This is a genomic window from Pseudomonas putida (genome assembly GCF_028682395.1).
GTDB lineage: Bacteria > Pseudomonadota > Gammaproteobacteria > Pseudomonadales > Pseudomonadaceae > Aquipseudomonas > Aquipseudomonas putida_AB.
Genome location: NZ_JANHLC010000006.1, coordinates 51,587 through 78,101, shown reverse-complemented (window position 1 = coordinate 78,101; position 26,515 = coordinate 51,587). Strand labels below are relative to the sequence as shown.

21 protein-coding genes are annotated in these 26,515 nt (G+C 65.4%); 16 read left to right on the top strand and 5 right to left on the bottom strand.

The genetic code is table 11. The features are described 5' to 3' along the window. Positions 1 to 56: 56 nt before the first annotated feature. The 5 genes from NPS46_RS15750 to NPS46_RS15730 all read left to right on the top strand — a co-directional run bounded on the left by NPS46_RS15750 (position 57) and on the right by NPS46_RS15730 (position 7,787). On the top strand, positions 57 to 1,709 hold the full coding sequence (locus NPS46_RS15750) for a methyl-accepting chemotaxis protein (protein ID WP_274108668.1): 1,653 nt from the start codon (positions 57 to 59) through the stop codon (positions 1,707 to 1,709). A gap of 116 nt (positions 1,710 to 1,825) precedes the next feature. Next, positions 1,826 to 3,415: an amidase gene (locus NPS46_RS15745; protein ID WP_274109054.1), complete on the top strand. Its 1,590-nt coding sequence runs from the start codon at positions 1,826 to 1,828 to the stop codon at positions 3,413 to 3,415. A gap of 165 nt (positions 3,416 to 3,580) precedes the next feature. Next, positions 3,581 to 5,302 carry an FAD-binding protein gene (locus NPS46_RS15740; RefSeq protein WP_274108667.1) on the top strand — a complete coding sequence of 574 codons (1,722 nt, stop codon included), beginning with the start codon at positions 3,581 to 3,583 and terminating at the stop codon, positions 5,300 to 5,302. Then, positions 5,299 to 7,005 carry an FAD-binding protein gene (locus NPS46_RS15735; RefSeq protein ID WP_274108666.1) on the top strand — a complete coding sequence of 569 codons (1,707 nt, stop codon included), beginning with the start codon at positions 5,299 to 5,301 and terminating at the stop codon, positions 7,003 to 7,005. Before NPS46_RS15740 ends, NPS46_RS15735 begins: the two co-directional genes overlap by 4 nt. Positions 7,006 to 7,025: 20 nt before the next feature. Continuing rightward, entirely contained in the window at positions 7,026 to 7,787 is a 762-nt protein-coding gene (locus NPS46_RS15730) for an SDR family oxidoreductase (protein ID WP_274108665.1), read from the top strand. An 80-nt stretch (positions 7,788 to 7,867) separates the two neighbouring features. Here NPS46_RS15730 and NPS46_RS15725 read toward each other — a convergent pair whose 3' ends face one another. Beyond that, on the bottom strand, positions 7,868 to 8,653 hold the full coding sequence (locus tag NPS46_RS15725; protein WP_274108664.1) for an enoyl-CoA hydratase: 786 nt from the start codon (positions 8,651 to 8,653) through the stop codon (positions 7,868 to 7,870). 142 nt (positions 8,654 to 8,795) lie between these two features. On the opposite strand from NPS46_RS15725, the gene NPS46_RS15720 reads away from it, so the two are divergent. The 10 genes from NPS46_RS15720 (at position 8,796) to NPS46_RS15675 (ending at position 20,148) form a co-directional block, all read left to right on the top strand. Continuing rightward, positions 8,796 to 9,581, top strand: a complete 786-nt coding sequence (locus NPS46_RS15720) for an SDR family oxidoreductase (RefSeq protein WP_274108663.1) — start codon at positions 8,796 to 8,798, stop codon at positions 9,579 to 9,581. A 57-nt stretch (positions 9,582 to 9,638) separates the two neighbouring features. Further along, positions 9,639 to 10,613: a bifunctional MaoC family dehydratase N-terminal/OB-fold nucleic acid binding domain-containing protein gene (locus NPS46_RS15715; protein WP_274108662.1), complete on the top strand. Its 975-nt coding sequence runs from the start codon at positions 9,639 to 9,641 to the stop codon at positions 10,611 to 10,613. Positions 10,614 to 10,622: 9 nt separating this feature from the next. Further along, a complete protein-coding gene (locus tag NPS46_RS15710) occupies positions 10,623 to 11,756 on the top strand; it encodes an acyl-CoA dehydrogenase family protein (protein WP_274108660.1) in 1,134 nt (377 codons plus the stop codon). Further along, positions 11,728 to 12,147, top strand: coding sequence for a MaoC family dehydratase (locus tag NPS46_RS15705; protein WP_274108658.1), 420 nt, complete (start codon positions 11,728 to 11,730; stop codon positions 12,145 to 12,147). Before NPS46_RS15710 ends, NPS46_RS15705 begins: the two co-directional genes overlap by 29 nt. A gap of 18 nt (positions 12,148 to 12,165) precedes the next feature. Continuing rightward, entirely contained in the window at positions 12,166 to 13,344 is a 1,179-nt protein-coding gene (locus NPS46_RS15700) for a lipid-transfer protein (protein WP_274108656.1), read from the top strand. A gap of 10 nt (positions 13,345 to 13,354) precedes the next feature. Next, entirely contained in the window at positions 13,355 to 14,524 is a 1,170-nt protein-coding gene (locus NPS46_RS15695) for an acyl-CoA dehydrogenase family protein (protein WP_274108654.1), read from the top strand. Between the two features lie 69 nt (positions 14,525 to 14,593). Continuing rightward, positions 14,594 to 15,814, top strand: a complete 1,221-nt coding sequence (locus tag NPS46_RS15690) for an acyl-CoA dehydrogenase family protein (RefSeq protein ID WP_274108653.1) — start codon at positions 14,594 to 14,596, stop codon at positions 15,812 to 15,814. Next, positions 15,811 to 16,965, top strand: a complete 1,155-nt coding sequence (locus NPS46_RS15685; RefSeq protein ID WP_274108652.1) for an acyl-CoA dehydrogenase family protein — start codon at positions 15,811 to 15,813, stop codon at positions 16,963 to 16,965. Before NPS46_RS15690 ends, NPS46_RS15685 begins: the two co-directional genes overlap by 4 nt. Positions 16,966 to 16,988: 23 nt before the next feature. Then, entirely contained in the window at positions 16,989 to 18,674 is a 1,686-nt protein-coding gene (locus NPS46_RS15680) for a class I adenylate-forming enzyme family protein (protein ID WP_274108651.1), read from the top strand. 91 nt (positions 18,675 to 18,765) lie between these two features. Next, positions 18,766 to 20,148 (top strand): DUF1329 domain-containing protein, encoded by a 1,383-nt coding sequence (locus NPS46_RS15675; protein WP_274108650.1) that lies wholly within the window; start codon positions 18,766 to 18,768, stop codon positions 20,146 to 20,148. A 101-nt stretch (positions 20,149 to 20,249) separates the two neighbouring features. On the opposite strand, the gene NPS46_RS15670 is transcribed toward NPS46_RS15675, so the two are convergent. Both NPS46_RS15670 and NPS46_RS15665 read right to left on the bottom strand, forming a co-directional pair. After that, a complete protein-coding gene (locus NPS46_RS15670; RefSeq protein ID WP_274108649.1) occupies positions 20,250 to 22,427 on the bottom strand; it encodes a TonB-dependent siderophore receptor in 2,178 nt (725 codons plus the stop codon). Positions 22,428 to 22,533: 106 nt separating this feature from the next. After that, positions 22,534 to 23,943 (bottom strand): MFS transporter, encoded by a 1,410-nt coding sequence (locus NPS46_RS15665; protein WP_274108648.1) that lies wholly within the window; start codon positions 23,941 to 23,943, stop codon positions 22,534 to 22,536. An 86-nt stretch (positions 23,944 to 24,029) separates the two neighbouring features. On the opposite strand from NPS46_RS15665, the gene NPS46_RS15660 reads away from it, so the two are divergent. Beyond that, positions 24,030 to 24,692, top strand: coding sequence for a helix-turn-helix transcriptional regulator (locus NPS46_RS15660; RefSeq protein WP_274108647.1), 663 nt, complete (start codon positions 24,030 to 24,032; stop codon positions 24,690 to 24,692). Here the strand turns inward: NPS46_RS15660 and dapA are convergent. Continuing rightward, the gene (gene dapA / locus NPS46_RS15655; RefSeq protein ID WP_274108646.1) at positions 24,689 to 25,552 is read right to left on the bottom strand and encodes a 4-hydroxy-tetrahydrodipicolinate synthase; all 864 of its coding nucleotides are present in this window, start codon (positions 25,550 to 25,552) and stop codon (positions 24,689 to 24,691) included. The two genes, NPS46_RS15660 and dapA, sit on opposite strands and share 4 nt — an antisense overlap. A 283-nt stretch (positions 25,553 to 25,835) precedes the next feature. Further along, positions 25,836 to 26,381: a GNAT family N-acetyltransferase gene (locus NPS46_RS15650; protein ID WP_425312750.1), complete on the bottom strand. Its 546-nt coding sequence runs from the start codon at positions 26,379 to 26,381 to the stop codon at positions 25,836 to 25,838. Between the last annotated feature and the right edge of the window lie 134 nt (positions 26,382 to 26,515).

Sequence of the window (26,515 nt, the reverse complement as noted above, 5' to 3'; positions counted from 1 at the left end):
CCCATCCGGCCGGTGGCGCTTGGCGCCCCGGCCCGTGCGCGAGGCTTGTGCTCACCATGTTCAAGGCAATCACCATTGCCCAGCGCCTGTGGTTCTGGGCGTTGTTGGCCACGCTGTTGTTTATCGTCGCGGTCGGCTTCGGCTGGTACGGCCTGTACCAGGCCCGCGAAAGCCTGAAGGCCGTGAACGAAGACAATCTGGCGACCCTGTTGCAGTTCGGCGAAATCCAGCATCGCCTGGATGACAGTCGGCGGCGGGCGCTGGTCGCCGTTCTGCACGATCCGGAAGGGCCGCTGGTGGCGGCCTTCGATCGCGAGGTCGAAGTCGTGCTCAAGGAGATCGAGGCCAACAATGCCGTGATCGGCCAACGGCTGGAAAGCCTTCGCCAGCGCGCCCTGGCTCCCGAGGAGCAGCAGGCTCTGGAGACCTTTACCGGGCATTTTCAGGGCTGGAGCGAAGAGTTGGCGATCCTCCTCGAATCGCTGCGCGCCGGGGACTATCGCTTGTCCGGAATTATTTCCTTTCTGCGCATGGCCGAGCCCGAGGGCGAAGCCGCCGGGGTGGCCCTGGGGACGTTGCAGGCGTTTCAGAAAGAGGCGGCGGCCCGGGCCTACCAGGCGGCCCAGCAACGTTATCAGCGCGCCGTGGCACTCTATCTGGCCCTGGCGGTGCTCGGGGTGCTGGCCGGCAGCGTGACGGCGTATTCGACCCTGCGCCGGCTGAAAAAGGCTTTTGCCCAGGCTGCCGAGAGTGTGCGTGCGATTGCCGATGGCGACCTGTCGCGGACCATCGTGGTTCGTGGTGGCGATGAGTTTGCGTTGATGCTGCGCGATATCGTCGCCATGCGTGACGGCCTCCATGGCTTGATCTCGCAGATGCGCGAGCTGGTGCAGCGGGTCAGCTGCGAAGCCCAGTCCATGGCGGGTGCGGCCGCCGAGGCGTCTTCGGCGGCGCAGACCCAGGCCGATGCGGTGCGCGGTATTTCCAGCGCGGTGGAACAATTGTCCGGTTCGATTGGCGAAGTCGAGAACCATGCCGGCGTCTCGCGTCAGATCACCCAGCAGGCGGGCGGTCGCTCGGGCAAGAGCGAAGGGGTGATCCGCGATATGGCGCAAGAGATGAACCGGATCAGCGAAGTGATCAGTGACACCGCCGGGCATATCCGCGAACTTGAAGTGTTTTCCGGCGACATCAGCAGCGTGCTCGGCGTGATTCGCAGCGTGGCCGAGCAGACCAATCTCCTGGCCCTCAATGCCGCCATCGAAGCGGCGCGCGCGGGCGAACAGGGCCGTGGCTTCGCCGTGGTGGCCGATGAAGTCCGGCTGCTGGCCCAGCGCACCGCCCGCTCGATTGGCGAAATCGATATCACCGTGCAACGGATTCAGGAAGGCACCCGCGCCGTGGCCGGTGGCATGGAACGCGCCGTGCACCGGGTGCAGGGCGGGGTTAGCCTGGCCCACGATGCCGGTGCCTCGATGGCGCAGATCCGTGGTGGCACCGAGGAAGTGATCCGCAGCGTCGACCATATCGCCACGGTGATCCAGGAGCAGGTGCTGGTCACGCGCGAAATCGTCGAGCGGGTCGAGAGTGTGTCCCGTGGCACCGGTGAGCTGTCGGCCAATGCCGGACGCAGTGCCATCGCCGCCGCCGACCTGGAGCGCCTGGCCAGCTCGCTGAACGAGTTGTCGGCGCGATTCAGCGTCGCCTGATGCGTGAGATGTTCCCGCGCGATGGGCCTGCTACAAGCGCTTTACCCACTCACAACCATCACCAAAGGCCGTGCCTTGCAGGGGCGGCCTCAATGACCCAGGGTGCAAATAGCCATATGAAAACCACCGATCATCCCACTGATGTCCTGTCCACTTCCCAGGTTGAACAACCCGCTGGCTGGCCTCGGCGCAGCGTGCTCAAGGCCGGGGCCCTGGCCGCTGGCGTCGGTCTGCTTGGGCGCTTTGCCGAGGCGCGTGCTGCCGGTATTTCGGCCAGCGACTACCAGGCCATGGATGCCTGGGACATGGCTCGGGCGGTGCGGGCCGGCGAGTTGACTGGCGAAGACCTGTTGGTTGCCGCCATGGCGCGCTGCGATCTGGTCAACCCCAGGGTCCAGGCGGTCAATATGCGCCACGACGCGTATGCCCAGACCTTGCTGGCCCAGCGGCGCAGTGCCGGTGCGGCGAGCCAGGGCAGCCTGGCCGGGGTGCCGATCCTGGTAAAGGACCTCAACAGTTACCTGCAGGGCACCTCGACCAGCAATGGCAGCCGGCTGTTCAAGGATGCGCCACCCGCGGCCCAGACCAGCACCCTGATCGCGCGTTACCAGCAGGCCGGGGCGGTGCCGTTCGGCAAAACCACCTGCCCGGAGTTCGGCCTGACCACCACCACCGAATCGCTGCTTTGGGGCCAGACCCGCAACCCGTGGAACCTGGCCATGAGCGCCGGCGGTTCCTCCGGTGGCGCGGCGGCCGCGGTGGCCGCGGGTATCGTGCCGGTGGCCCATGCCACCGATGGCGGCGGTTCGATCCGGATCCCGGCATCCTATTGCGGGCTGGTCGGCCTCAAGCCCACGCGCTATCGCACCCCCAGCGGGCCGGGGCATTTCGAAGGCTGGTTTGGCGCCAGCGTGGGCAATGTGGTGTCGCGCAGTGTGCGCGATATGGCGCTGTTTCTCGACGCCGGTCAGGGCCGTGAGGCCGCTAGCCCCTATTGGAGCGAGCCGTTGGCGCGCCCCTATGCCGAAGAAATCAGCCGTGGGCCGGGCAAGCTGCGAGTGGGCCTGGTGCGCCAGTCCCTGACCGGCGCGGCCCTGGACCCGGCCGTTGCCGCGACCCTGGAACAGACCCTCAAGCAACTGCTGGGCCTGGGCCATGAAGTCGAGGAAGTGACGCTGACCGTGGATCCGCGCGAATTGTTCGGCGCCCATGGTGCGGTGGTCGGTACGGCGTTGCTCAGCCTGGTGCACGACCGCGAGAAAACCCTGGGCCGCGATGCCGGGTCCGAGGACCTGGAGAAGGTCACCCGGGTGGTGCTCGAACGCGGGCAGAAAACCAGCGCCGATGGCCTGTACCGCGCGCGTCAGTCGTTCGAGCGCATCGGCGCGTTGATGGAGCAGCAGTTCACGCGTTTCGATGTGCTGCTCTCGCCGGTTACCGCCAACCTGACACCGGCCCTGGGCCTGTTGTCGCTCGACCAGCCCTGGGACAGCTATGCCCAGCACGCCATGGGCAGCGCCGGTTTTACCGTGCTGGCCAATGTCAGCGGCCAGCCGGCGATTTCCCTGCCCCTGGGCTGGAGCGACACCGGCCTGCCGGTGGGCATGATGTTCACCGCCCGCCTGGGCGGCGAAGACGTGTTGCTGCGCCTGGCCAGCCAGCTCGAACAGGACCGCCCCTGGGCCGCCCGGCGCGCCGTGCTCTGAGCTTGCGTGCGGCCTGCAACGCGCCCGGCGTGCGCAGGCCTCGGCTCTAGTCCGCTTTGACGATGAGCCGGGTTGCCCCAGCCCCGATCATGACCTGCACACCGCTGGCGGGCGCAGGGCATCGTTGGCGGGCTTTCTCTGACCTCAGCTAATGGCATAACAACAATGACGGCTCAAGTTCAGTCTCAAACCCGCTACGACGTGATCGTCGTCGGCTCGGGTGCAGGTGCAATGGCCTCGGCGATCTTCCTCGCCGACCAGGGTTTCAGCGTGCTGATCGTGGAAAAAAGCGACAAGTACGGCGGCACCTCGGCCATTTCCGGTGGGGGCATCTGGATCCCCAACAACCACTATTTTGCCGCGAAGGGCGGCAATGACAGCTTCGCGCTGGCGTTGCAGTACCTCAAGAATGCGGCTGGCGCGCATGTCGACGAAGCGCGGCTGCTGGCCTACCTGCGCAATGCGCCGAAGATGATCAAGGCCCTGACCGACACCAGCCACGTGCGTTATGCCGTGGCGCAAAAGTACCCGGATTACTACCCTGACATGGCCGGCTCCCTGCCGGGCGGGCGCACTCTGGACCCGGAGCTGTTCGACACCAGCCTGCTGGGCGCGGAGCTGGACAACCTGCGCAAGCCCTCGCCGTCGACCCTGCTGATGGGCCGCATTGCCTGGACCGCGCGCCATGCGCACAAAGTCATGGCCCGCAGCTTTGGCTGGCGTCTACTGATCATGGGCCTGATGCTGCGCTACAAAGTCGATTTCAAATGGCGCCGCAAGAGCAAGTACGACCGCCTGGCCGCCCTGGGCAGTTCCCTGGTGGCCGCGCTGCGCCGCTCGCTGATGGATCGCAATGTACCGCTGTGGCTCAACAGCGATTTTCGCCAGTTGCACAGCGAGCAGGGCCGGGTGACCGGTGTGACCGTGGTGCGCGACGGACGCGAAGTGCGCCTGGAAGCGACTCACGGGGTGATCTTCGGCTCCGGTGGTTTCGAACAGAACCAGGCGTTGCGCGAGCGTTACCTGCCGCAGCCGACGCGGATGGCCTGGAGTGCTACGCCACCGGGCAATAACACCGGTGCCGCCCTGGAGGCCGGGATGAGCGAAGGCGCGGCCACGGCCCTGATGGACTGGGCCTGGTGGGCACCGACCATCGCCGTACCGGGAGAAGAAAAGCCCCGCGGCATCTTTGCCGAGCGCGCGTTCCCCGGTGCTATCGTGGTCAACGGGCGCGGCGCGCGCTTCGTCAACGAAGCAGCGCCGTACCTGGAGTTCGTCGATGCCATGTACCGCGACAATCAACGCTCGGGAGGGCAGTCGGTGCCGGCCTGGGTGATTTTCGACGGGCATTTTCGCTTCAACTACGCCATGGGCCCGCTGATGCCGGCCCAGGTCATGCCCGACAGCCGCCTGCGCAAGGAGTGGCTCAACAACCTGTACTGGAAGGCTGATAGCTTGCAGGCGCTGGCGCAGCAGATCGGCGTCGATGCGGCGGGCTTGCAGGACACTGTGACCAAGGTCAACGAGTATGCGCGTACCGGCGTGGACCTGGACTTCGCCCGGGGCGGCAATGTCTTCGACCGCTATTACGGCGACAGCAATATCAAGCCCAACCCGTGCCTGGCGCCCTTGCGCAAGGGCCCGTACTACGCCATGCGCCTCGATGCCGGGGATATTGGCACCAAGGGCGGGCTGTTGACCAATGAACACGCCCAGGTGGTGCGCGACAGCGGTGAGCCGATTGCCGGGCTCTACGCCATCGGCAACTGCGCGGCGTCGGTTATGGGCACCAGCTACCCTGGTGCGGGCGGCACCCTGGGGCCGGCGTTGACCTTTGGCTATGTCGCCGCCAATCACCTGGCCAGCCAGCGCGGGGCCAAGGCATGAGTGCCCAGGCTGGCAGGGACAGTACCTGCACCGAGATTCTCGAACCGCTGCGGGTCACCGACAGCGACGCGTTGCAGTGGCAGGAGCACTGCGATGTGTTGGTGTTGGGCTGGGGGGCGGCGGGGGCCTGTGCGGCCCTCGAAGCCCGGGCCGGCGGCGCCGATGTGCTGGTGGCCGACCGTTTTACCGGCGGCGGTGCCAGTGCCAAGAGCGGCGGGGTGGTCTATGCCGGTGGCGGGACCCGCCACCAGCAGGCGGCCGGTTTCAATGACAGCCCCGAGGCGATGTTCGACTACCTGAAGCACGAGACCCAGGGCGTGGTTGCGGATGCCACGCTGCGGCGCTTCTGCGACAACAGCGTGGCCAACCTGCAATGGCTCGAAAGCCATGGTGCGCCTTATGGCCATCGGATGCCGCCGGGGGGCAAGACCTCCTATCCTTCCGATGGCTACTTCCTTTACTACTCCGGCAACGAACTAGTGCCGTCCCACACGGACCGTCTGCCTCCGGCGCCCCGCGGGCATCGCACGGTGGGCAAGGGCCAGTGCGGGGCGGTGTTGTATGCCCATCTCAAGGCCGCCTGCCTGCGCGCCGGGGTCCGCCCGCTGGTACAGGCGGCGGCCAGGCGTCTGGTTCTCGACGGAACGGGGCGGGTGATCGGCGCCGAACTGTGGTGTCTGCCGGCGGGCAGCGAACAGGCCAAGCTACATGCCAAGTGGGCGGCGCGGGCCGAGGCCTGGCAGAACGTTGCCCCGGCCTACTGCGACAAGCTGCGCCTGCGGGTCAGCCAACTGGAGCGGGATTTCGCCCGGCCCAGGTTGGTGCGTGCGCGCCAGGGGGTGATCCTCAGCACCGGCGGTTTTATCTTCAATCGCGAGCTGCTCAACCAGCATGCGCCCAAGTTTCGCCGCAACTTCAAGGTGGGCGCCACCGGTTGCGATGGCAGCGGCCTGCGCCTGGGCCTGAGCGCCGGTGCCAAGGCTCAGGGCCTGGAACGGGTATCGGCCTGGCGCTTTATCAATCCGCCGCTGAGCTGGCCCAAGGGCATTGTGGTCAACCGCGAAGGCCAGCGCTTTTGCAACGAGGAGGTCTATGGCGCGACCCTGGGCCAGCCATTGATGGAGGAGCAGGGCGGCAAGGCCTGGCTGGTCCTGGATGCACGGTTGCGCAAGAAGGCGATTTTCCAGGCGCTGTTTGGCGGCTATTGGTGGTTCCAGAGTGTGCCGGCCCTGGCGCTGATGCTGTTCAAGGTGCGCAAGGGGCGTAGCCCGGAGGACCTGGCCCGTGTGGCGGGAATGAATCCGCGGCAGTTGCGCGAGTCCCTGCGCGCCGCCAATGCGGCAGCCCGGGGCGAGGCCCTGGAGCCCTTTGGCAAGTCCATGGGCAGCCGCCAGGTCCTGGACCGGGGGCCGTTCTATGCCTGCGATATTTCCGTGACCAACCCGATCTTTCCGCTGGGGGCCCTGACCCTGGGCGGCTTGAAGGTAGACGAAACCAGTGGCGCCGCGCTCGATCCCCAGGGGCGGCCGATTGCCGGGCTGTATGCGGCTGGCCGCAGTGCGCTGGGCATTCCATCGCACTTGTATATCAGTGGCCTGTCTTTGGCCGATTGCGTGTTTTCCGGGCGTCGCGCCGGAGCGGCCATCGTGCAGGACCAGGCGCTTTCCCAGCCGCACCCCAACGTTGCGGTAACGGCCTCGTAACCCGCTTCAAGGAGCTCAAGATGGTCGCACGTGTACAAGGTAAGGTCGCCCTGGTGACCGGTGGCGCCAGTGGTATCGGCCGGGCCAGCGCCTGTTTGCTGGTGGCTGAAGGCGCCCAGGTCGTGATCAGCGATATCGATGACGAAGCCGGGCAGGCCCTCGCGCGCGAGCTGGGCCCGGCGGCCAGTTTTGTCCGCCATGACGCCAGCAGCGAAGCGGATTGGCAGCGCGTGATGGCCGGCCTGCGCGAACGCCATGGCCGGCTGGATATCCTGCTCAACAATGCCGGCATCCTGCAGAGCGGCACGGTGGAAGAGACCAGCCTGCACGACTGGCAGAAGATGTTGCGCATCAACGCCGACAGTGTCTTCCTGGGGTGTCGCGAAGGGTTGGCGTTGATGAAGGAAGGCGCTGGCGGTTCGATTATCAATATGTCCTCGGTGGCGGCATTGGCCGGGCGCGAAGATTTTCCCGCCTACAGCGCTTCGAAAGGCGCGGTGGCGGCGTTGTCGCGATCGGTGGCGGTGCTGTGTCGGCGGCGCAAGTATCGGATCCGCTGCAACACCCTGCACCCGGACGGTGTGTTGACGCCCATGACCCTGGCTTCGTATCCGCCGGGCGTCGACCCGACGCGCCTGACGATCGACAGCGATCCGATGCACCGCATGTGCCTGCCCGAAGATGTGGCGGCCAGTGTGTTGTTCCTGGCCAGTGACGAATCCCGCGCGATCAACGGCGTGGAGTTGCGCGTCGATGGCGGGCAACTGGTGATGAGTATCTAGGCGCGGCCCGATGGTCTTGCGGGAGCGAGCGTGCTCGCTCCCGCAGGTTTCAGGTCCTTTGATTACTACGGATTCGAGCCTTAACGCCCTTCAAACTGTGCCGGACGTTTTTCGATAAACGCCTGCATGCCTTCTTTTTGGTCGCGTGAGGCGAACAGCAGGGCATTGGCCTTGCGCTCCAGGGCCAGACCGGTCTCCAGCGGCCCATCCATACCGCTCAGGATTACTTCCTTGATCTGTTCGGCCGCCAGTGCCGGCATGGCCGCGATCACCCGCGCCAGTTCCAGTGCCTGGGCCTGGACCTGGTCGTCGTCGACCAGGTCGCTGACCAACCCTGCTACCCAGGCTTCTTCCGCGCTGATCGGCTGTCCGGTCAGCGCCATGCGCATGGCCTTGACCTTGCCCACCGCCCGCACCAGCCGCTGGGTGCCGCCGATGCCGGGCATGATGCCGATGCGGATTTCCGGCTGGCAGAAGCGTGCGCTGCGTCCGGCCACGATCAGGTCGGCATGCATCGCCAGTTCGCAGCCGCCGCCGTAGGCATAGCCGCAGACCGCCGCGATCACCGGTTTCGGACACTGCTGGATCGGGCCCCAGACGCGTTCGGTATGGCGCTGGGTAATCTCGATGGGGCCGACCCCGGCCATGCTGTTGATATCGCCCCCGGCGGCAAACACTTTGTCGCCGCCGGTCAGCAGGATGCAACGCACCTCGGGGTTCTCGCCCAGTTCACGAAAGTACTGTGACAGCAGCGCCTGCAATTCCAGGCTCAGGGCATTGGAGGCCTGCGGGCGATTAAGCCGCAACAGCGCCACGCCGGGCAGCGGATGCTCCAGCAGAACCGTGGGCGGAGTGTGTTCGGACATGGCCTTCCTCATGCGTGACGTGTCGGGTAAATGAGCGCCAGTGTCACGTTCGCCGGATCGCGATTCATCGTCCGTTCAGACGAAGAATGGCCGTGGTTTTGTCCCTAGAGTGCAGCCTGTCAGTCCATTTCAGGAGCGCATTATGGGTCAGCACACGGGGCTGGATTACAGCGGCAAGGTGGTGCTTGTCACCGGCGGCACCAAGGGGATAGGCGCAGGAATCGCGCTGGATTTCCTGGCGGCCCAGGCACGGGTGATTGTCTGCGGGCGCACGGAACCTGAGCAATTGCCCCGTGTGGGTGAGGCCCGTGCGGCGTTTATTCCCTGCGATGTCCGCGACCTCGATTCGCTGGCCGCACTGTTCGACACCATCGAGCGCGACTACGGCCGTCTCGATGTGCTGATCAACAACGCCGGTGGCAGCCCAGCGGCGGAAGCGGCCACGGCATCGCCGCGTTTTCACGAAGGCATTATCCGTCTCAACCTGATTGCCCCGCTCAATGTCGCCCAGCAGGCCAACCGGCTGATGCAGCAGCAGGATGAGGGCGGCTGCATCGTGTTTATCGGCAGCATCAGCGCCCTGCGCGCATCGCCCGGCACCGCGGCCTATGGCGCGGCCAAGGCCGGCGTGCTGGCGCTGGTGCAGTCGCTGGCGGTGGAGTGGGCGCCACGGGTGCGGGTGGTGGCGGTCAGCCCGGGGCTGGTGCTGACCGAGCAGGCCCATCTGCATTACGGCAGTGAGGCTGGCATCGCAGCGGTCGCGGCGGGCATTCCGGCCGGGCGCATGGCGGTGGCGCACGATATCGGCAACGCCTGCCTGTACATCGCTTCGCCGCTGGCCGGTTACGCCAGCGGCTGCAACCTGCTGCTGCATGGCGGTGGCGAGCGTCCGGCTTTTCTCGGTGCTGCGCAGACCCTGCCCAACTGATCGACCTTTGGCGGTGCCCGGGGTTCGGGCGCGGCCCTCAACATGCAGGAGACGACTTTGGCTGATCCACAATTGCTATCCAACGTGCGCGCCCTAGTGGGGCGCGAATACGGTCGCGTGTATGCCTGGGACGAGGTCAATGCACCGATGATCCGCCAGTGGTGCGAGATCATGGGCGTCGACAACCCGCTCTACACCGATCCTGCCCAGGCCCTGGCCACGGTCCACGAAGGCCTGATCGCGCCGCCGGCGATGTTGCAGGTGTGGACCCTGGAGGGCTTTCACGCCAATAACTACCCACAGGGTTCCACCGCCGAAAACCCTTATGAAGTGCTCAAGCTGATCGAGCAGTACGGCTATGCCGCGGTGGTCGCAGTCAATTCCGAGCTGAGTTTTACCCGGCCCCTGCGCCTGGGCGAAAAGCTCTACTACACCACTCGCCTGGAGTCGGTGGGCGAGGAGAAGACCACGGGCCTGGGCACCGGGTTTTTCGTCACTCTGGTGATGAGCCATTTTGTCGAGAAGCCCGGTGGTCACGACGAGGCGGTCGGCCAGTTGCTGTTTCGGGTCTTCAAGTTCCGTCCGGCCGTGCGTGCGGCGGCAGCCGAGGCGCCGACGCAAGCACCCGCGACGGTCAAGCGGCCACAACCGGGGATCAGTGATGACACGCGCTTCTTCTGGGAAGGCTGTGCCCAGGGGCAGTTGCTGATCCAACGCTGTACGACCTGCGCGACCCTGCGCCATCCGCCGGCACCGGTCTGCATCGAGTGCCACAGCTTCGACTGGGACACGGTCGCGGCCAGCGGGCGCGGCAGTCTCTATTCGTTTGTGGTGATGCATTACCCGGTGGTGGCGCCGTTCGATCACCCGAATCCGATTGGCCTGATCGAACTGGAGGAGGGCGTCCGCCTGATCGCCGGCCTGGTGGGCGTCGAGCGCGATCAGTTGCAGATCGGCCAGCGCCTGCAGGTCGAGTTCCAGACCTTCGACGAGGCCCTGACCTTGCCGCTGTTCCGCCTCGCCGACGAGTAAGGAGCGACCATGGACTTTGAATTTAACGAAGACCAGCGGGCCATCGAGCAGATGGCTGACAGCCTGTTTGTCGACCATTGCGACGATGAATTCATGCGCCAGTGGGACAGCCGAGGCGAGCCGATGATGAGCGAGCTCTGGAACCTGTGCGTGGAGACGGGGCTGCACGCCCTGGCCATTCCCGAGGAGCAGGGCGGCAGCGGGTTGGGCATGACCGAACTGATGCTGGTGTTGCAGGCCCAGGGCCGTAGCCTGGGACAGGTACCGCTGTGGCGTCACCAACTGGCGGCCGCGACCCTGACTCTGTTCGGCGGCGCCCGAGGCGCTGACTGGGCGAGCCAGGCAGCGAGCGCCGAGGGGCTGTTGAGCCTGTCCCTCGACGGGCTGGTAGCGGCCCATGGCATTGAATTGCAGGCTACGGCTGAGGGCCAGGGCTGGCGCCTCGAGGGTCGGGTCGCGGCACTCGCCTTGGGGCAACAGGCCCGGGCGGCGCTGGTGCTGGCCGCGGTCGATGGCCAGCCGCGCCTGTTGATGCTGGACCTGCACGCCGCTGGCATCACCCGGGTACCGGGCGTGCTGACCCATGGCGAAGCCGTCGCGGATCTGCAACTCAAGGCGGTGTGCGTCGAGGGCGATTGCCTGCTACCCGAGGCCGCCCTGGCCTGGCTGGAACCGCGGGCCATTGCCGCCCTGGCGGCCCTACAACTGGGGGTCAGCGCCGAGCAGACCCGGCGCACCGTGGCCTATGTCAGCGAGCGCCTGCAATTCGAACGGCGGATCGGCAGCTTCCAGGCCGTGCAGATGAGCATGGCTGATGCCCATATCGCCTTGGAGGCGCTGCGCAGCAACCTCTGGCAACTGTGCTACCGGCTCGATGCCGGCCTGCCCGCGCCGTCCGAGGCCCTGGCCACGGCCTACCTGGCGTGTGAGGCGGGGCACCGGATTGGCCACAACGCACAGCATGTGCATGGCGGTATCGGCGTCGACCTGACGTACCCGATCCACCGTTTTCTCTACTGGAGCCGTGCCCTGGCGCTGGCCCTGGGTGGTTCGGCGGCAAGCCTGGAACGTCTCGGCGACTGGCTGAGCGATAACGACAAGCTGGGATGGAAATATGACCTTGAAGAACACCAAGCGCTTTGACGACGTACGCCCCGGCGAAGCACTGCCGGAGCTGGCGATCCCGATCACGGTCGGCCTGGTCACCGGTGGCGCCATTGCGACCCGTGACTACTTTCCCGGCCATCACGACCTGGACGCGGCCCGCGAGCTCGGCTCGCCCCATATCTTCATGAACATCCTGACCACCAATGGCCTGGTGCAGCGTTTCGTCGAAGGCTGGGCCGGCCCGCTGGCACAGTTCGTCTCGCTGAAAATCAAGCTGGGCGCGCCCAACTACCCCGGCGACTGCATGACCTTCAACGGCCAGGTCACGGGCCATGACGCCGACACCCGCACGGTGGAAGTCACCCTCAGCGGCAAAAATTCCATGGGCAACCACGTGACCGGTACGGTCGCGCTGGTTCTGCCCTGATAGCGGGAGACACAACAGATGAGTGATTCGTCGATTTCCGGGCGCGCCGCGATTGTCGGGCTGGGCGCCACCGAATTTTCCAAGAACTCCGGGCGCACCGAGCTGCGCTTGGCCCTCGAAGCGACCCTGAGCGCGTTGCAGGATGCCGGTATCGATCCCAGCGAGGTCGAAGGCTTCAGCTCCTACTCCGTGGACAAGGTGCCGGAATATGAAATGGCCCGGCTGTTGGGCTGCAAGGACGTCAAGTTCTTCTCCCAGGTGCCCCATGGCGGCGGCGCGGCCTGTGGCCCGGTAATGCATGCGGCCATGGCCGTGGCCACCGGCGTGGCCAAGGTGGTGGTGGTGTATCGCGCCATGAACGAGCGTTCCTGGTATCGCTTCGGCACCGGCACCTACGGTTTTGCCTCGACGCCGATTTTCGAGAACGTCAATTACGGCTGGTACATGCCCCACGGCTTTCACACGCCGGCGGCCTGGGTTGGGATGTTTGCCCAGCGCTATATGCACACCTACGGCGCCACCTCCGAGGACTTTGGCCGCGTGGCCGTGGCGGTGCGCGATTTTGCCGCGACCAACCCCAATGCGTTTTTCTATGGCAAGCCGATCACCCTGGAAGAACACCAGGCTTCACGCTGGATCTGCGAGCCGCTGCACCTGCTCGACTGCTGCCAGGAGTCCGATGGCGCGGTGGCGATGGTGATCACCTCTGCCGAACGTGCCCGGGACCTGCGCCAGACACCCGTGATGATCAAGGCCGGCTCCCAGGGCATTGCCAGCGGGCAGCAGATCATGACCTCGTATTACCGCGAAGACATTACCGGCCTGCCGGAAATGGGCGTGGTCGCCCGCGAACTGTATCGCCAATCGGGCCTGGGCCCGGAGGCGTTCCAGACCGCGGTGATTTACGACCACTTCACCCCGTTCGTGCTGCCGCAGTTGGAAGAGTTCGGCTTTGTCGAACGCGGTGGCGCCAAGGACTTTATCCGCGCCGGGCACCATGCCCGTGGCGGCAAGTTGCCGATCAACACCCACGGCGGGCAGTTGGGCGAGGCTTATATCCACGGTATGAACGGTGTGGCCGAAGCGGTGCGCCAGGTGCGCGGCACGGCGGTGAACCAGGTACCGGCAGTGGAAAACGTGCTGGTCACCGCCGGTACCGGTGTGCCTACCAGTGGCCTGATTCTCGGCGCGGCCTAAGGAGCGACCTATGTTCGTTGATCTGACGCCTGAACAGCATGCCCTGCGCCATAAGGTGCGCGACTATTTCCAGAACCTGATGACGCCGCAACTGCGTGAGCAATTGCGCGGCCAGGAAGGCGGCGAGCTGTTTCGCCAGACCATCCGCCAGATGGGGCGCGACGGCTGGCTGGCGGTCGGCTGGCCCAAGGCCCATGGCGGCCAGGGCTATGCCGCCACCGAGCAACTGATCTTTTTCGAAGAGGCGAATATCGCCGGCGCGCCGCTGCCGTTCGTGACCATCAGCACCGTCGGCCCGGCCTTGATGGCCCATGGCAGCGCGTTGCAGAAAGAGCGTTTTCTGCCAGGGATCGCCGCCGGTGAAATCATGTTCGCCATCGGCTATTCGGAACCCGATGCCGGCAGCGACCTGGCGGTACTCAAGACCAGTGCGCGGCTGGACGGCGACGACTTCGTGGTCAACGGCAACAAGCTCTGGACCTCGGGCGCGGAGTCGGCGGATTTCATCTGGCTGGCCGCGCGCACCGATCCGGGCCAGACCCGGCACAAGGGCATCTCGATCCTGATTCTCGATACCCAGGCCCCGGGCTTTTCCAGCACGCTGATCCCGACCACCAGCAACCCGACCGCGGCCACCTATTACGACAATGTGCGGGTGCCCCGGGAGATGCTGGTGGGCGAGTTGCACGGTGGCTGGAAGCTGATTACTGCCCAACTCAACCACGAACGCCTGGGGCTGGGGTCCTGGTCGGACAAGGTCGTCGGGTTGTTTCGCCGGGTCTACCTGTGGGCCCGCGCGGCCGACGAACAGGGCCGCCGGGCGATGGACAAGGGCTGGGTCCGCACCTCCCTGGCCGAGTGTTATGCGCGCCTGGAAGCCATGCGGCTGATCAACCTGCGCATTGCCGCCGACCTGGAACTCGAGCGCATGGACGTGGCGCTGGCTTCGACCACCAAGGTCTATGGCTCGGAGTCGGCCATCGAGATTTTGCGCCGCCTGAGCGCCATTGTCGGTGCCAACGGCGCGCTGCGCAGCGGCTCGGCAGCCGCCTTGTTGCAGGGCGACCTGGAATACGAAGTGCGCGCTTCGGTCACCCTGACCTTCGGCGGCGGCACCAATGAAATCCAGCGCGAGCTGATCGCCCAGTTCGGCCTTGGCATGCCCCGTACGCAACGCTGATCGTCCACCTGCCCAACCACAATAAATACCCGCCCGGCGCTGCGCCGGGACGGGCCGAGGGTGAAATCCATGAGCACCATTGAACAATTTCGGCACGAGACCCGTGCCTGGCTGGAGGCCAACTGTCCGCCATTGATGCGCACCGCCACGGCGGAAGGCGAACTGGTGTGGGGCGGCAGCCAGGTCGAGTTTCCCAGTGACGATGCGCGGCTGTGGTTCGAGCGCATGCGCGATAAGGGCTGGTTTTGCCCCGACTGGCCGCTGGAGTATGGCGGCGGTGGCCTGGATGCCGAACGCCTGGCGGTGCTCGAAGGTGAACTGCGCCGGCTCAAGTGCCGCCCGCCGCAGATCAACCTGGGCGTCTGGATGCTCGGTCCGTTGTTGCTCGAATACGGCAGCGAGGAGCAGAAGCGCAGCCTGTTGCCGCCCATGGCCCGGGGTGAGGTGCGCTGGTGTCAGGGCTTTTCCGAGCCTAATGCCGGCTCCGACCTGGCCAGCCTGAAAATGGCCGCCCGCGATGCCGGTGACCATTTTGTCGTGGATGGCACCAAGATCTGGACCTCCTACGGCGACAAGTCCGACTGGATGTACGCCCTGGTGCGCACCAATCCCAAGGCGGCCAAGCACGAGGGCATCAGCCTGATCGTGCTGGATATGCGCAGCCCCGGCGTCAAGGCGGCACCGATTGATTTGATCAGCGGCAAGTCGGCATTTTGCCAGGTGTTTTTCGACGGTGTGCAGGTGCCCAAGGGCCAGTTGATCGGCCCGCTCGACGGTGGCTGGAGCCTGGCCAAGCGCCTGTTGCAACACGAACGCAAGGCCATGTCGAAATTTGGCGAAATCAGCCTGCCTGCGCACTTTCACCTGCTGCCGTTGCTGCGTGAATACCTGCCGCAACCCTCGACCCAGGGCGAGCACGCGCTGTATGCGCGGGCCGTGGCCAACGCCATGGACGAGCATGCCTATGGCCTGACCGTGCAGCGCATGGGGGAAGAGGCTCGGGCCGGCGAAGATGTCAGCGGCCTGATGGCGATCATGAAACTGACCCACACCGAGCAGGAACGGGACAAATTCGAGGTCCTGCTCGATGCCCTGGGCGTGCATGCCCTGGGCTGGCAGGGCGAGGCCTTCAGTGACCAGCAACTGGCGATTACCCGGGGTTGGTTGAACAGTTACGCGCTGACCATTTCTGGCGGTGCGTCGGAAGTGCAGCTCAATGTGATCGCCAAGCGGGTGCTGGGCCTGCCGGAAGCGAAGAAAGCCGATGGGCAAAAAGGAGCTGCGGTATGAACCTGCGTTACAGCGATGACCAGCGTTTGCTGGCCGACAGTGCCGGGGACTTTCTGGCCGCCCGCAGCCCGGTGGGTGCCCAGCGTCGGTTGCGTGACAGCGGCACGCCGCTGGGCTTCGACGAGGCGGTCTGGGCCGAAGCGATCGGGCTGGGCTGGAGTGCCATTCCTTTTCCGGAAAACCTCGGCGGGCTGGATTTCGGCTGTATGGGCCTGGGGCCGATCTTTGAAGCCAGCGGCCGTCATCTGTCCGCTACGCCGCTGTTGTCCAGCGTGGTGCTGGGCGGCTCGCTGCTGCACCTGGCGGGCAATGCCGCGCAGCAAGATCACTGGCTGAGCGCGGCGATCAGTGGCGAAAAACGCCTGGCCCTGGCCCTCGACGAACACCCCCGGCACAACCCGTTGGCCACCGGGCTGCGCGCTGTGGCCGAGGGCGGCGGTTTTCGTCTGGATGGCGACAAGCACTGGGTGGTCGACGGGGTGGGCGCCGATGCCTATCTCGTCGCCGCGCGCACGGCCGGCCAGCCCGGCGAGGCGATGGGGATCAGCTTGTTTCTGCTGCCTGGCGATACCCCGGGCCTGCGTTGCAGCCCGTTGCCATTGATTGATTCGCGCAACTGCGCACGGCTGCACCTGGAGCAGGTCCGGGTCGGCCCCGAAGCCCTGGTGGGTGCCCTGGGTGAAGGCTGGGCAGCGCTGGACAGTGCCCTTGACCGTGGCCGCGCCTGTCTCGCGGCGGAGATGCTCGGCGCCGCCGAGACGCTGTTTGCCAGCACCCTGGAGTACCTCAAGACCCGGGTCCAGTTCGATACGCCCATCGGTTCGTTCCAGGCCTTGCAGCACCGTGCGGCGCAGCTGTATGCCGACCTGGCGCTGGCGCGCAGTGCGGTCATGGCCGGGCTCGCGGCACTCGACGCTGGCGAGCTGGCTGCAGCCGAGCGCGGTCGGCTGGTCAGCCTGGCGAAATGGAAGGCCGGCGACACGGCGCTCAAGGTGGCTAACGAGGCCGTGCAGATGCACGGCGGCATTGGCGTGACCGATGAGCTGGATGTCGGCCTGTACCTCAAGCGCATTCGCGTGGCCCAGGGTTGCCTTGGTGACCGGGATTTCCACGGCGAACGCTACGCGGCCCTGACTGGGGCGAACGGCTAAGGCCGGTTGTTCGGGAGAACACGATGAATGCTCAACGATGGCAGGCCGCCTGGCAGCAACTGATTGCCCCGGGCTCGCCTTTTGAAGTGCTGACCCCGGTTTCCGGTGGCACGCGCTCGTTTCGCCACGCACCGGCCAATCTGCTGGTGGCCCTGGAGGCCGGCCGGGCCCATGGCGAGCGCGAATTCCTGGTGTGGGGCGAGCAGCGGCTGAGTTTTGCCCAGTACTTCGACCAGGTCGATCGCCTGGCCGGGCAACTGCTCGAAACCTTCGGCGTACGCCCCGGCGATCGCGTGGCGATTGCCATGCGCAATCAGCCGGCGTGGCTGGTGGCCTTTGTCGCGGTCCAGCGCTGTGGGGCGGTCTGTGTGCCGCTCAACAGTTGGGGTCTGCGCGATGAATTGCTCCATGGCCTGCAGGACAGCGGCGCGCGGGTGCTGCTGTGCGACGAGCCGCGCTGGCGGCAGTTGGAAGCGGATCTGGCGGTGTCCGGGTGTCAGGCGCTGGTCATCGGCATGGCTGAGGGTGGCGACCTGCCGGCGGGCTGTGCGCGTTATGAAGCGGTGCTGGCGGCGCCGTTGATCGAGGTCCCGCCGGTCACTGTCGAGGCCGATGCGCCGGCGCTGATCCTGTACACCTCGGGCACCACCAGCCGGGCCAAAGGGGTGCTGTCCAGCCATCGGGCCGTGTGCCAGGCGCTGACCGCCCTGGAGTTCCAGGGCGCGTTCAGTGCCCTCAGTTCGCCGGAACGGATCGCCACGATCATGCAGAGCGGTTATGCGCCGACCCTGTTGATGGCGGTGCCGCTGTTCCATGTCAGCGGGTTGTATGCGCAGTTCCTGCTGGCCCTGCGCGGTGGTCGGCGGATCGTGCTGATGTACAAGTGGGACGTCGACATCGCCCTGGACCTGATTCGCGACGAGCGCTGCACCCAGTTCAATGGCGCGCCGGTGATGATGCAGCAGTTGCTGGCCTCGCCGCGCTTTGGCAGCGCCGATACCGCGAGCCTGTTCGGCATGGGCCTGGGCGGTGGCGCGTCCTCGCGCGAGTTACTGGCCAGCATGGCCGAGCGCCGGCCCGAGGCGATTGGCGGCAGCGGCTTTGGCTTGACCGAAAGCAACGGGATCGGCGCTGCGATTGGCGGCGACCAGTTTCTCTACAAACCGCATACCGTGGGCTGGCCCTTGCCGGTCGTCGATGTGCGCATTGGCGAGCACCCGGACCGGCCCTTGCCGGCCGGCACCAGCGGGCTGATCTGGCTGCGTTCGCCCACCCTCATGAACGCCTACTGGAATCTGCCGGAGGCGACTGCCCAGACCCTGCGTGACGGCTGGCTCGATACCGGCGATATCGGGCACCTGGATGACGAGGGCTACCTGTGCATTACCGGCCGACTCAAGGACCTGATCAATCGCGGCGGTGAAAAGATCTCCGCGGCCGAGGTCGAGGCGTGTGCCTGCCTGATACCCGGCGTGACGGAGGCGGCGGCCTTTGCCGTGGCCGATCCGCTCCATGGCGAGGCGGTGGCACTGGTGATCGCCGGCCCGGCCGATGCGGTGCCCGAGAGCGGCGCCGTCATGGCGTTTATCGCTGCGCGTCTGGCGGCCTACAAGGTGCCGGCGCAGGTGTTCCACCAGGTCGAACCCTTGCCGCGCAATGCCTCGGGCAAGGTGCTCAAGGCCCCGTTGAAAGAAAGATGGGCCTGTTAGCGTTTTTTAGTCTTTGTGGACGATGTTTGGTCCGCCAGAACACGAAGAATGGATGCACACCCGAAAGCCTTAACAGCGAAGGAGGCAATACATGAAAATAACAAGAACAGGCGTAATGCTCGCAGCCGCAATCACCGCCACCACTGGCGGTCTCGGTAGCGCGTATGCGCAAGTGTCGCCCCAAGAAGCCGCCAAACTGGGCAAGGAACTGACTTGTGTCGGCGCTGAGCAGGCGGGGAATGCCGAGGGCACGATCCCGCCCTACACCGGCAAGTACCTGGGTGAGGTGCCGGGCTGGAATCATGTGAAATTTTCGGGTGACCAGCCGGTGGATCCCTATGCGGCCGAGAAGCCGATCCTGGTGATCACCGCGCAGAACATGAGCGAGTACGAGAGCAAGCTGACCGATGGCCAGAAGGCCTTGCTCAAGAAGTACCCGACCACCTACAAGATGAATATCTACCCGGGCCATCGCGACTTCCGCTACCCCGACTACGTCTGCCGGCGTGCCATGGACAACGCCCTGCATGCCAAGTTGGTCAACGATGGCCTGGGGATCGAAGGGTTGGGGCAGATTCCGTTCCCGATTCCGAAAAGCGGTATGGAAGTGCTGTGGAACCACCAGTTGCCGGCGCGTGCCTACACCGAGGAAAAGATCAGCGACCTGGCATCCGTATTACCCAATGGCAGCATTGGCTGGGGCCGCGCCCATGCGCGCAACCTGTCCCAGGCCAACTCGCCGACGGTCGAGCCCAAGACTGAAGACCGGATCCAGGCGATGAGCTACAACACCACGCTCAAGCCGGCCCGTGACAATGGCGTGATTGCCATTGCCCACGAGCCCTACAACTTCGCCACCGATGCGCGCCAGGCCTGGAACTACAGTCCTTCGACCCGCCGCGTGCGCCAGCTGCCGGGCTATGGCTATGACCAGCCGATGATCGGCACCAATGGCACCATGATTGTCGACGAGGACCGGCTGTTCAACGGCGGCCCCGAGCGCTACAACTGGAAGCTGATCGGCAAGCGTGAGATCTATGCGCCGGCCAACGCGTTCAAGCCCAACACGGCTGACGTCAAATACGCCGATATCCTGACCCCCAACCACCCGAACCCGGACTTTATGCGCTACGAGCTGCGGCGCGTCTGGGTGGTCGAGGCGGATCTTAAGGAAGGTTATCGCCATGTCTATGGCAAGCGCGTGCTGTTTATCGATGAGGACACCTGGAACTCGGTGATGGCCGACAACTACGACACCCGTGGCCAGCTGTGGAAGCACGCCATGATCAACTACTACTACCATCCGGACATGAGCGGCTGGCAGGCGGGATCGCAGTTCTTTATGGACCTGAACTCCGGCCAGTACACCGGTTATGGCATGACCAACGAAGCGAAGAAGGGGCCGATTCTCAACGAAGGTAAATACACCCCGGACATGTACACCGCCGACGCGGCCCGCGCCATCGGACGTTAAGCATGAGGTGTTAAGCGATCTCTGTTGAGCCACTCCATTTCTTGCCCCGTTGAGGTCCAACGGGGCTTTTTTATGGGCGTGAATCCAGGTGTTCAGCCGTCTCAGAAGTTGATCGAAGCACTGAGCCGTGCGGTCAGTGGGGCGCCCTGGAACAGGTAGCCGTCGCCCATGTACTCACCCACATCCCGCCAGTAACGCTTGTCGAACAGGTTATCGATGCTCAGTCGAAAGACCGTGTCATAGCCGTCGATTCGGGTGCTGTAGCGGCTGCCCAGGTTGACAATCGCGTAGTCGTCGACCTTGACCGCGCCTTCGCGGTTGGCGTACTTGCCGCCGCTGTATTGCACGCCGCCCAGCACGGCCAGGCCGTCGACCCAGGGCAGGCTGTAGTCGGCAGAGAAGCTGGCGCGGATCTTGGGTACGTTGAGGGCCTGATGCCCTTCATAGGCCGGGGTGCCGCTGTCGGTCATCCGCGCGCGAATCGCCGCGACGCTGGCCGATACCTGCAGCCGCGAGGTCGCCCAGCCGCTGGCGCCGAGTTCCAGCCCGGTGTTTTTCTGCTCGCCTTGCTGCACGTAGAGGAAGTGGCCGGTGCCATCGGGCTTGTTGTACTGGTTGGCCTGGCGGATCTGGAATAGCGCGGCGGTGAGGCTCAGGCGTTGCCAGTCGTACTTGATTCCGGCCTCGATCTGCCGCGAAACGGTCGGGGCGAGAATCTCGTAGGCGTTGTCGGTAAACCAGGCCGCTTCACCGCCCATGGACAGGCCCTTGCTGTAGCGGGTGTACAGCGCAAGGTTCGGCAAAGGCTGGTAGATCAGCGCCGCCTCGGGCAGGAACACATAGCGTTGGGTATGGCGTTTGCTCGCGCCGAACTCATCGAAGTTTTCTTCGTCCAGGCGCACTTCGCGGCCACCCAGCACGGTCTGCCATTGTTCGTTCAAGTGGATGCGGTCGTTCAGGAACAAGCCGTATTGGCGGCTGTCCAGGCGCCGCTGGGAGGGCTTGAGGGCGCCGTTGTAGCGCGCGAAGTTATCCGGTTCGCTGGCGATATTGCCGGTGCCGATGGGCTCGTTGATCGCTTCGCGCTTGTCCACCACGCGCCGGAATGCGCTGGTGCCAACGCTCAGTTCATGCGTCAGCGTGCCCGTGGTGAAGGTCCCGCTTAGCGTCGCCTGGGCTTCGTCGTTGCGCTTGGTATCGTCGGGGCTGCGGAAATCGTAGATATCGTAGCCGCCCTCGGGGCTGAAGCCGCTGGCTGATGGAGTGCAGGTCGCCGGATTGCTGGTGTAGCAACCCCAGCCCCAGGCAAAGGCGCTGTAGTCATCGATCACCACGCGGCTGCGTGAGGCGCTGAAACGACCTTTCCACTGGTCGTTGAAACGGTATTCGAAGGCGCCGTTGAGGTTGAGCGCTTCACTGCTGACCGGCTTGGCGCCGCTCTGGTGGGCCAGCAGTTTTTTCGGCGATGCGTGGTGAGGCAAGGCGCTGCCGCCGAGCAACTGGTAGCCGGGCACCGAGCGCTGCTCGCGAGTCTGGTACTCGATATCGAGTTGCAACAGGGCGTCGGGGCTGATCGCCCAGTCGAACGCCAGGGACACGAAGTCGCGCTGGCCATTGGCGTGCTCGACATAGGCGTGGATATCTTCATGGGCCACGTTGGCCCGCAGGCCGAATTGTTCTTCGGCGCCAAACCAGCCGCCGACATCGGTGGCGAGGTAGCCGCTGCCGCGGTCATCGGTGGCGACGGTGACCGAACGCACGGCCTCGGGCCGCTTGGTCACGTAGTTGACCAGCCCGCCGGGTTCCGAGACGCCCGCCTGCAAACCGGCCAAGCCCTTGAGCAACTCGACCTGCTGCTTGTTTTCCAGGGCGATATTCTGCTCGCCGGCGACACTGCGACCATTGATTCGGTAGCTGTTGGCGGCATTCAGAGAGAAACCGCGGACCACGAAGTTTTCGTAATAGCCGACCGGCGCGTAGCTTTCGCCCACCGACGCGTCGTTTTTCAGGACTTCGCTGAGCAGGCGGGCTTGCTGGTCCTGGATCAGCGACTGGTCGATGACCGTGATCGAGGCCGGTGTGTCGAGCAGTGCGGCGCTTTCAAACCCGCCGACACTGGCCTGGCTCGGGCGATAGCCGCTGCTGTCTGTACCTTCCACTCTGGTCGCCGGCAACTGCAAGGCCGCCTGGCCCAGGCCACAGGCCCCGCACAGTGCGAGCCCCAACAGAGGGCGCGGTGGGCGCGGGCGGGCAGGGGTAGGGCGGTGCGGCAAGGACATGGCAAGGCTCCGATCAGCGTTGGCACGCAGGTGCGGCCGCTATTATGAAGCGCGCCATCATATAGGAACGGCCCCGCAGGGCCGACCCTTGGCAAAGTACGGGCTTTCAGCCGATACGGCGCATCAGCCACAGCACCAGGGCTGGCGCCAGGGCAAAACTGGCGAACAGCCAGATCGAAGCGCTGCGTGCACCGGCCAGCGCATCCTCGGCCCCGAGGCCGGCGGCATTGGCCACCAGCCCGGCGACGGCGGCACCGATGGCCATGCCGTATAACTGCACGGTGGTGATGGCCGCCGAGGCGAGGCCACCTTCGTTGGCTGGGGCCAGGGTCAGCACCTGGGTCAGCAGGTGGGGCCAGCAGATCCCGACGCCCGCACCGACCCCGGCCAGGGTCACGGCAAAGGCCAGGGTGGCGAGGTGCGCAGGCAGCGCATCGGCCGTGGGCATCAGCACGGCCAGGGCCAGCAGGCTGAACATGCACAGCGCCGGTCCGACGCGCAGCAGGCGGGCCGCCGTGCGTGCGCTGTGGCCCGAGGAGTACATCGAGGCCAGGCTCCAGCCACCGGCCATGGCGGCGGTCAGGTAACCGGCGGCCAGGGGCGAGTGGCCATGGAGCAGTTGCAGAAAGTACGGGACGAAAATCTCGGTAGTGGCGCCCACCAGCAGCAGGGCGACGCACGCGTAGACTGTGCCCAGCGGCGTGGCCAGGGCGGTCGCGCCACGTGGCAACAGGCGCACGTCGGCGCGGCGGTCCACGGCAATTGCGGCGATCCCCAGGGCCAAGCCGACGATCACGCCAATGGCCTGCCCCAGCAACTGGCTGGACAGGCTGCCGGCGGCAATGGCCAGCACCGAGGTGGCCAGTAGGGTGATCTGGGCGAAGGCAATCTTCGGCAGCGCGCCTTCACGGGCCTCGCTTGATTGCCCGCGCAATTGCACCAGGATCAGTAGCGCCTGGAACAACGCCACCGGCAGCAGGGACCAGAAGGCCCAGCGCCAGTGCCCGGCCTGGGCGAACAGACCACCGAGGGCGGGCCCGCAGAGGGTCGCCACGCCCCACATACCCGACACCAGCGCCACGGCCCGTGGCCATAGGCGGGGTTCGAACACCAGGCGGATCAACGAGTAACTCAGGGCCGCCAGAGCGCCGCCGCCCAGGCCTTGCACGCTGCGTCCGGCCAGCATCCAGGGCATGGACGTGGCCAGGGCGCAGCCGATGGAGCCCAGGGTAAAGATCGCCAGGGCGCTCAGGCAGGCGCCGCGCGGACCGGTCGCGGCCAGCAGCCAGACCGACAGCGCCGCGCCGACAATCGAGGCGACCACGAACAGCGTGGTGTTCCAGGCATACCAGTCAAGGCCGCCGATATCCTGCACCACGGAGGGCAGGACGGTGGTGACGATATGCACGTTGATCGCGTGCAGGGCCACGCCGCCGATCAGGGCGAGGGCCAGCAGACCGTTGCGGCCTCCCAGCAGGTCGCCCCAGGTCGCGGTGGCAGGGGATGGGCTGTGCATGGGCGTTCTCTCGACAGGTCAGTGGGTGACAGAAGCGGGGCTTCGGCCTAATATCCAAGCAATTTCTTGGATATTAGGTGTGGGTCATGAATTACACAAGGGAAAGCTTGGATAATTCGGAAACGATGCCGACTGCCGAGCGTATCCTGTTTTACCTCAAGACCCATGGGCCGGTGGCCAATGGCGCCTTGGCCGAAGCGCTGGCGATCACCCCGGAGGCCGCGCGTCAGCAGGTGCAGAAGCTGGTGGCCGGTGGACTGGTTGAGGGGCAGCAGGAAGCGGCGTCCGGGGTCGGTCGTCCACGTCAGAATTGGGTGCTGACCGAGGCCGGGAACCGACGTTTCCCCGACACGCATGCGCAACTCAGCGTGCAGTTGATCGGCTCGATTCGCCAGCTGTTCGGTGAGGAAGGCCTGGACCGCCTGATCGGTCAGCGCGAAACCGAGGCCCGTGAGTTGTACCTGCGCGAGTGTCCGGGACCGACCCTGGAGGCGCGGCTCCGGCAACTGGCCCGGGTGCGCAGCGATGAAGGCTACATGGCCCGGGTCGAGCGCGAGGGTGAAGACTGGCTGTTGATCGAAGACCACTGTCCGATCTGCGCCGCTGCTCGCACCTGTCAGGGTTTCTGCCGCTCCGAACTGCAGCTGTTCCAGGAGGTGATCGGCGAGGAGGCCGTGGTCACCCGCCTGGAGCATCTGCTCAGCGATTCACGCCGCTGCGTCTACCGGGTCGCCTTGACGGCGCGCTAGCCCATGTCCTGCAACAGGGCCTGAAGCCTGGCGACCAGCGGTGCGGAGCCGGGCAGCATCGGCGCGCGCAGTTCGTCCTCGATCCAGCCTTGCAGGGCCAGTGCACTTTTGACCGGGGCCGGGTTAGGCTCGACAAACAGCAACTGGATCAACGGCAGCAGGGCAAAAAAGCTTTCGCGTGCCGCCTGCCATTGCTGGTCCTGGATCTGGCGATGCATCTGCACGAAGCGCTGCGGATAGAGGTGGGCCGAGGCCGCGATGGCCCCGGTTGCGCCCAGGCACAGTGCGTTGAATATTTGCAGATCCTCGCCGGCCATTACCGCCACATCGCCTGACGCGATCAGGGCCAGGGTGGTGTGTAGATTGCCGCCACAATCCTTGATGGCGGCGATATTCGGATGCCGGACGATTTCCAGCAGCGTGGCGCGTTCGAAGGTCACGCCGGTGCGGTAGGGAATATCGTACAGAATCAGCGGTACCGAAGAAGCCTCGGCCACGGTATTGAAAAACGCCACCAGGGCTGCCTGGGACGGGCGGATGTAATAGGGCGGCGGTACCAGCAGGCCGGCAATCGAGCGCTGCAGGATCTCGGCCTGAAAGTGCAGCAGTTCGGCCTGGTTATTGCCGGCCAGGCCCATCACCACCTGCCGGGCGGGGGCGTGTTCGAGCACGGTGTCGAGCACCGTCAGTTGTTCGCGGTGGCTGAGTGCGGCGGCCTCACCGGTGGTACCGCAGACCACCAGGCCGGCGACGCCGCTGTCCAGGTAATACTTGACCAGGCGCCCGAGCGCGGCAAAGTCGATGGCGCCCTGGTGAAAGGGGGTGACGAGGGGAACCCAGATTCCGTGAAACGATGACATACGATGAACTCCTGATGGCAGACCGTTTGAGTCGTCGTCAGAAGAGTAGAAGGCCAGCAGGCGAGGAGGGTGTGTCCGTAGCGCGCATTGTCCTGTCAGCCCATCTGACGGGACAGTGCGCCCCGGTCAAATGAGCGACTGTTTCTTCGATTTGGAGGCGCTGACCGCACGGCCTTGTGTCCTGGCATTCAAGCCAGTGACGAGTGCTGCAAGGTCGTGGGAAGGAAGCATTGAGATACACGCTCTGATCGATAGGCTTTTTTATAAGCTGCGCGCCGTGTTGTCAATCGGGCGCAGGCCCGCGTTGCATTTTTTCCAGCAGGTTCTGTTTTACCCCGGGCCACTCGGGATCGATGATGCTCAAGCGCAGCGAGTTGCGTTTGCGCCCGTCGGGCATGATCCGCTCGTGACGCACAATGCCTTCCTGCGTGGCGCCGATCCGCAGGATCGCCGCGCGGGATTTGGCGTTCAACTCATCGGTGGTGAACTGCACGCGCACGCAATCCATCACCTCGAAGGCGTGTTGCAGCAGGTACTTGGCCTCGGTATGGATCCGCGAGCGCTGGTGCGATTCGCCGAGCCAGGTATGGCCGATTTCCAGCTTGCGATGCTGCGCGTCGATCTTCCAGAAGCGGGTGCTGCCGACGACCCGCGCGCTGTCGCGCAGGCAGATGGCAAAGGGCAGCACGGTAGCGGCCCGGTAACCGGCGAGGGCGGTGGTCAGCTGCGCGTCCACGGTTTCAGGGCCGGGCATCTGGGTCACCGTCAGCGCCCATCTAGCCCGGGCGTCGCGTGCTGACGGGGTGGGAAATTTACTGATCCGGGGCAGTGGTCTGGCGGAAATATCCTGTTAAAGTGGCGCTATGCCATCATTTATCGTGGATGATGACCAGCACCAAAGGATCCGGTCGCGCTCGCCTACTTCGCAAGACCCCGCTCTCCTCTGGATTACTGATTCAGCGC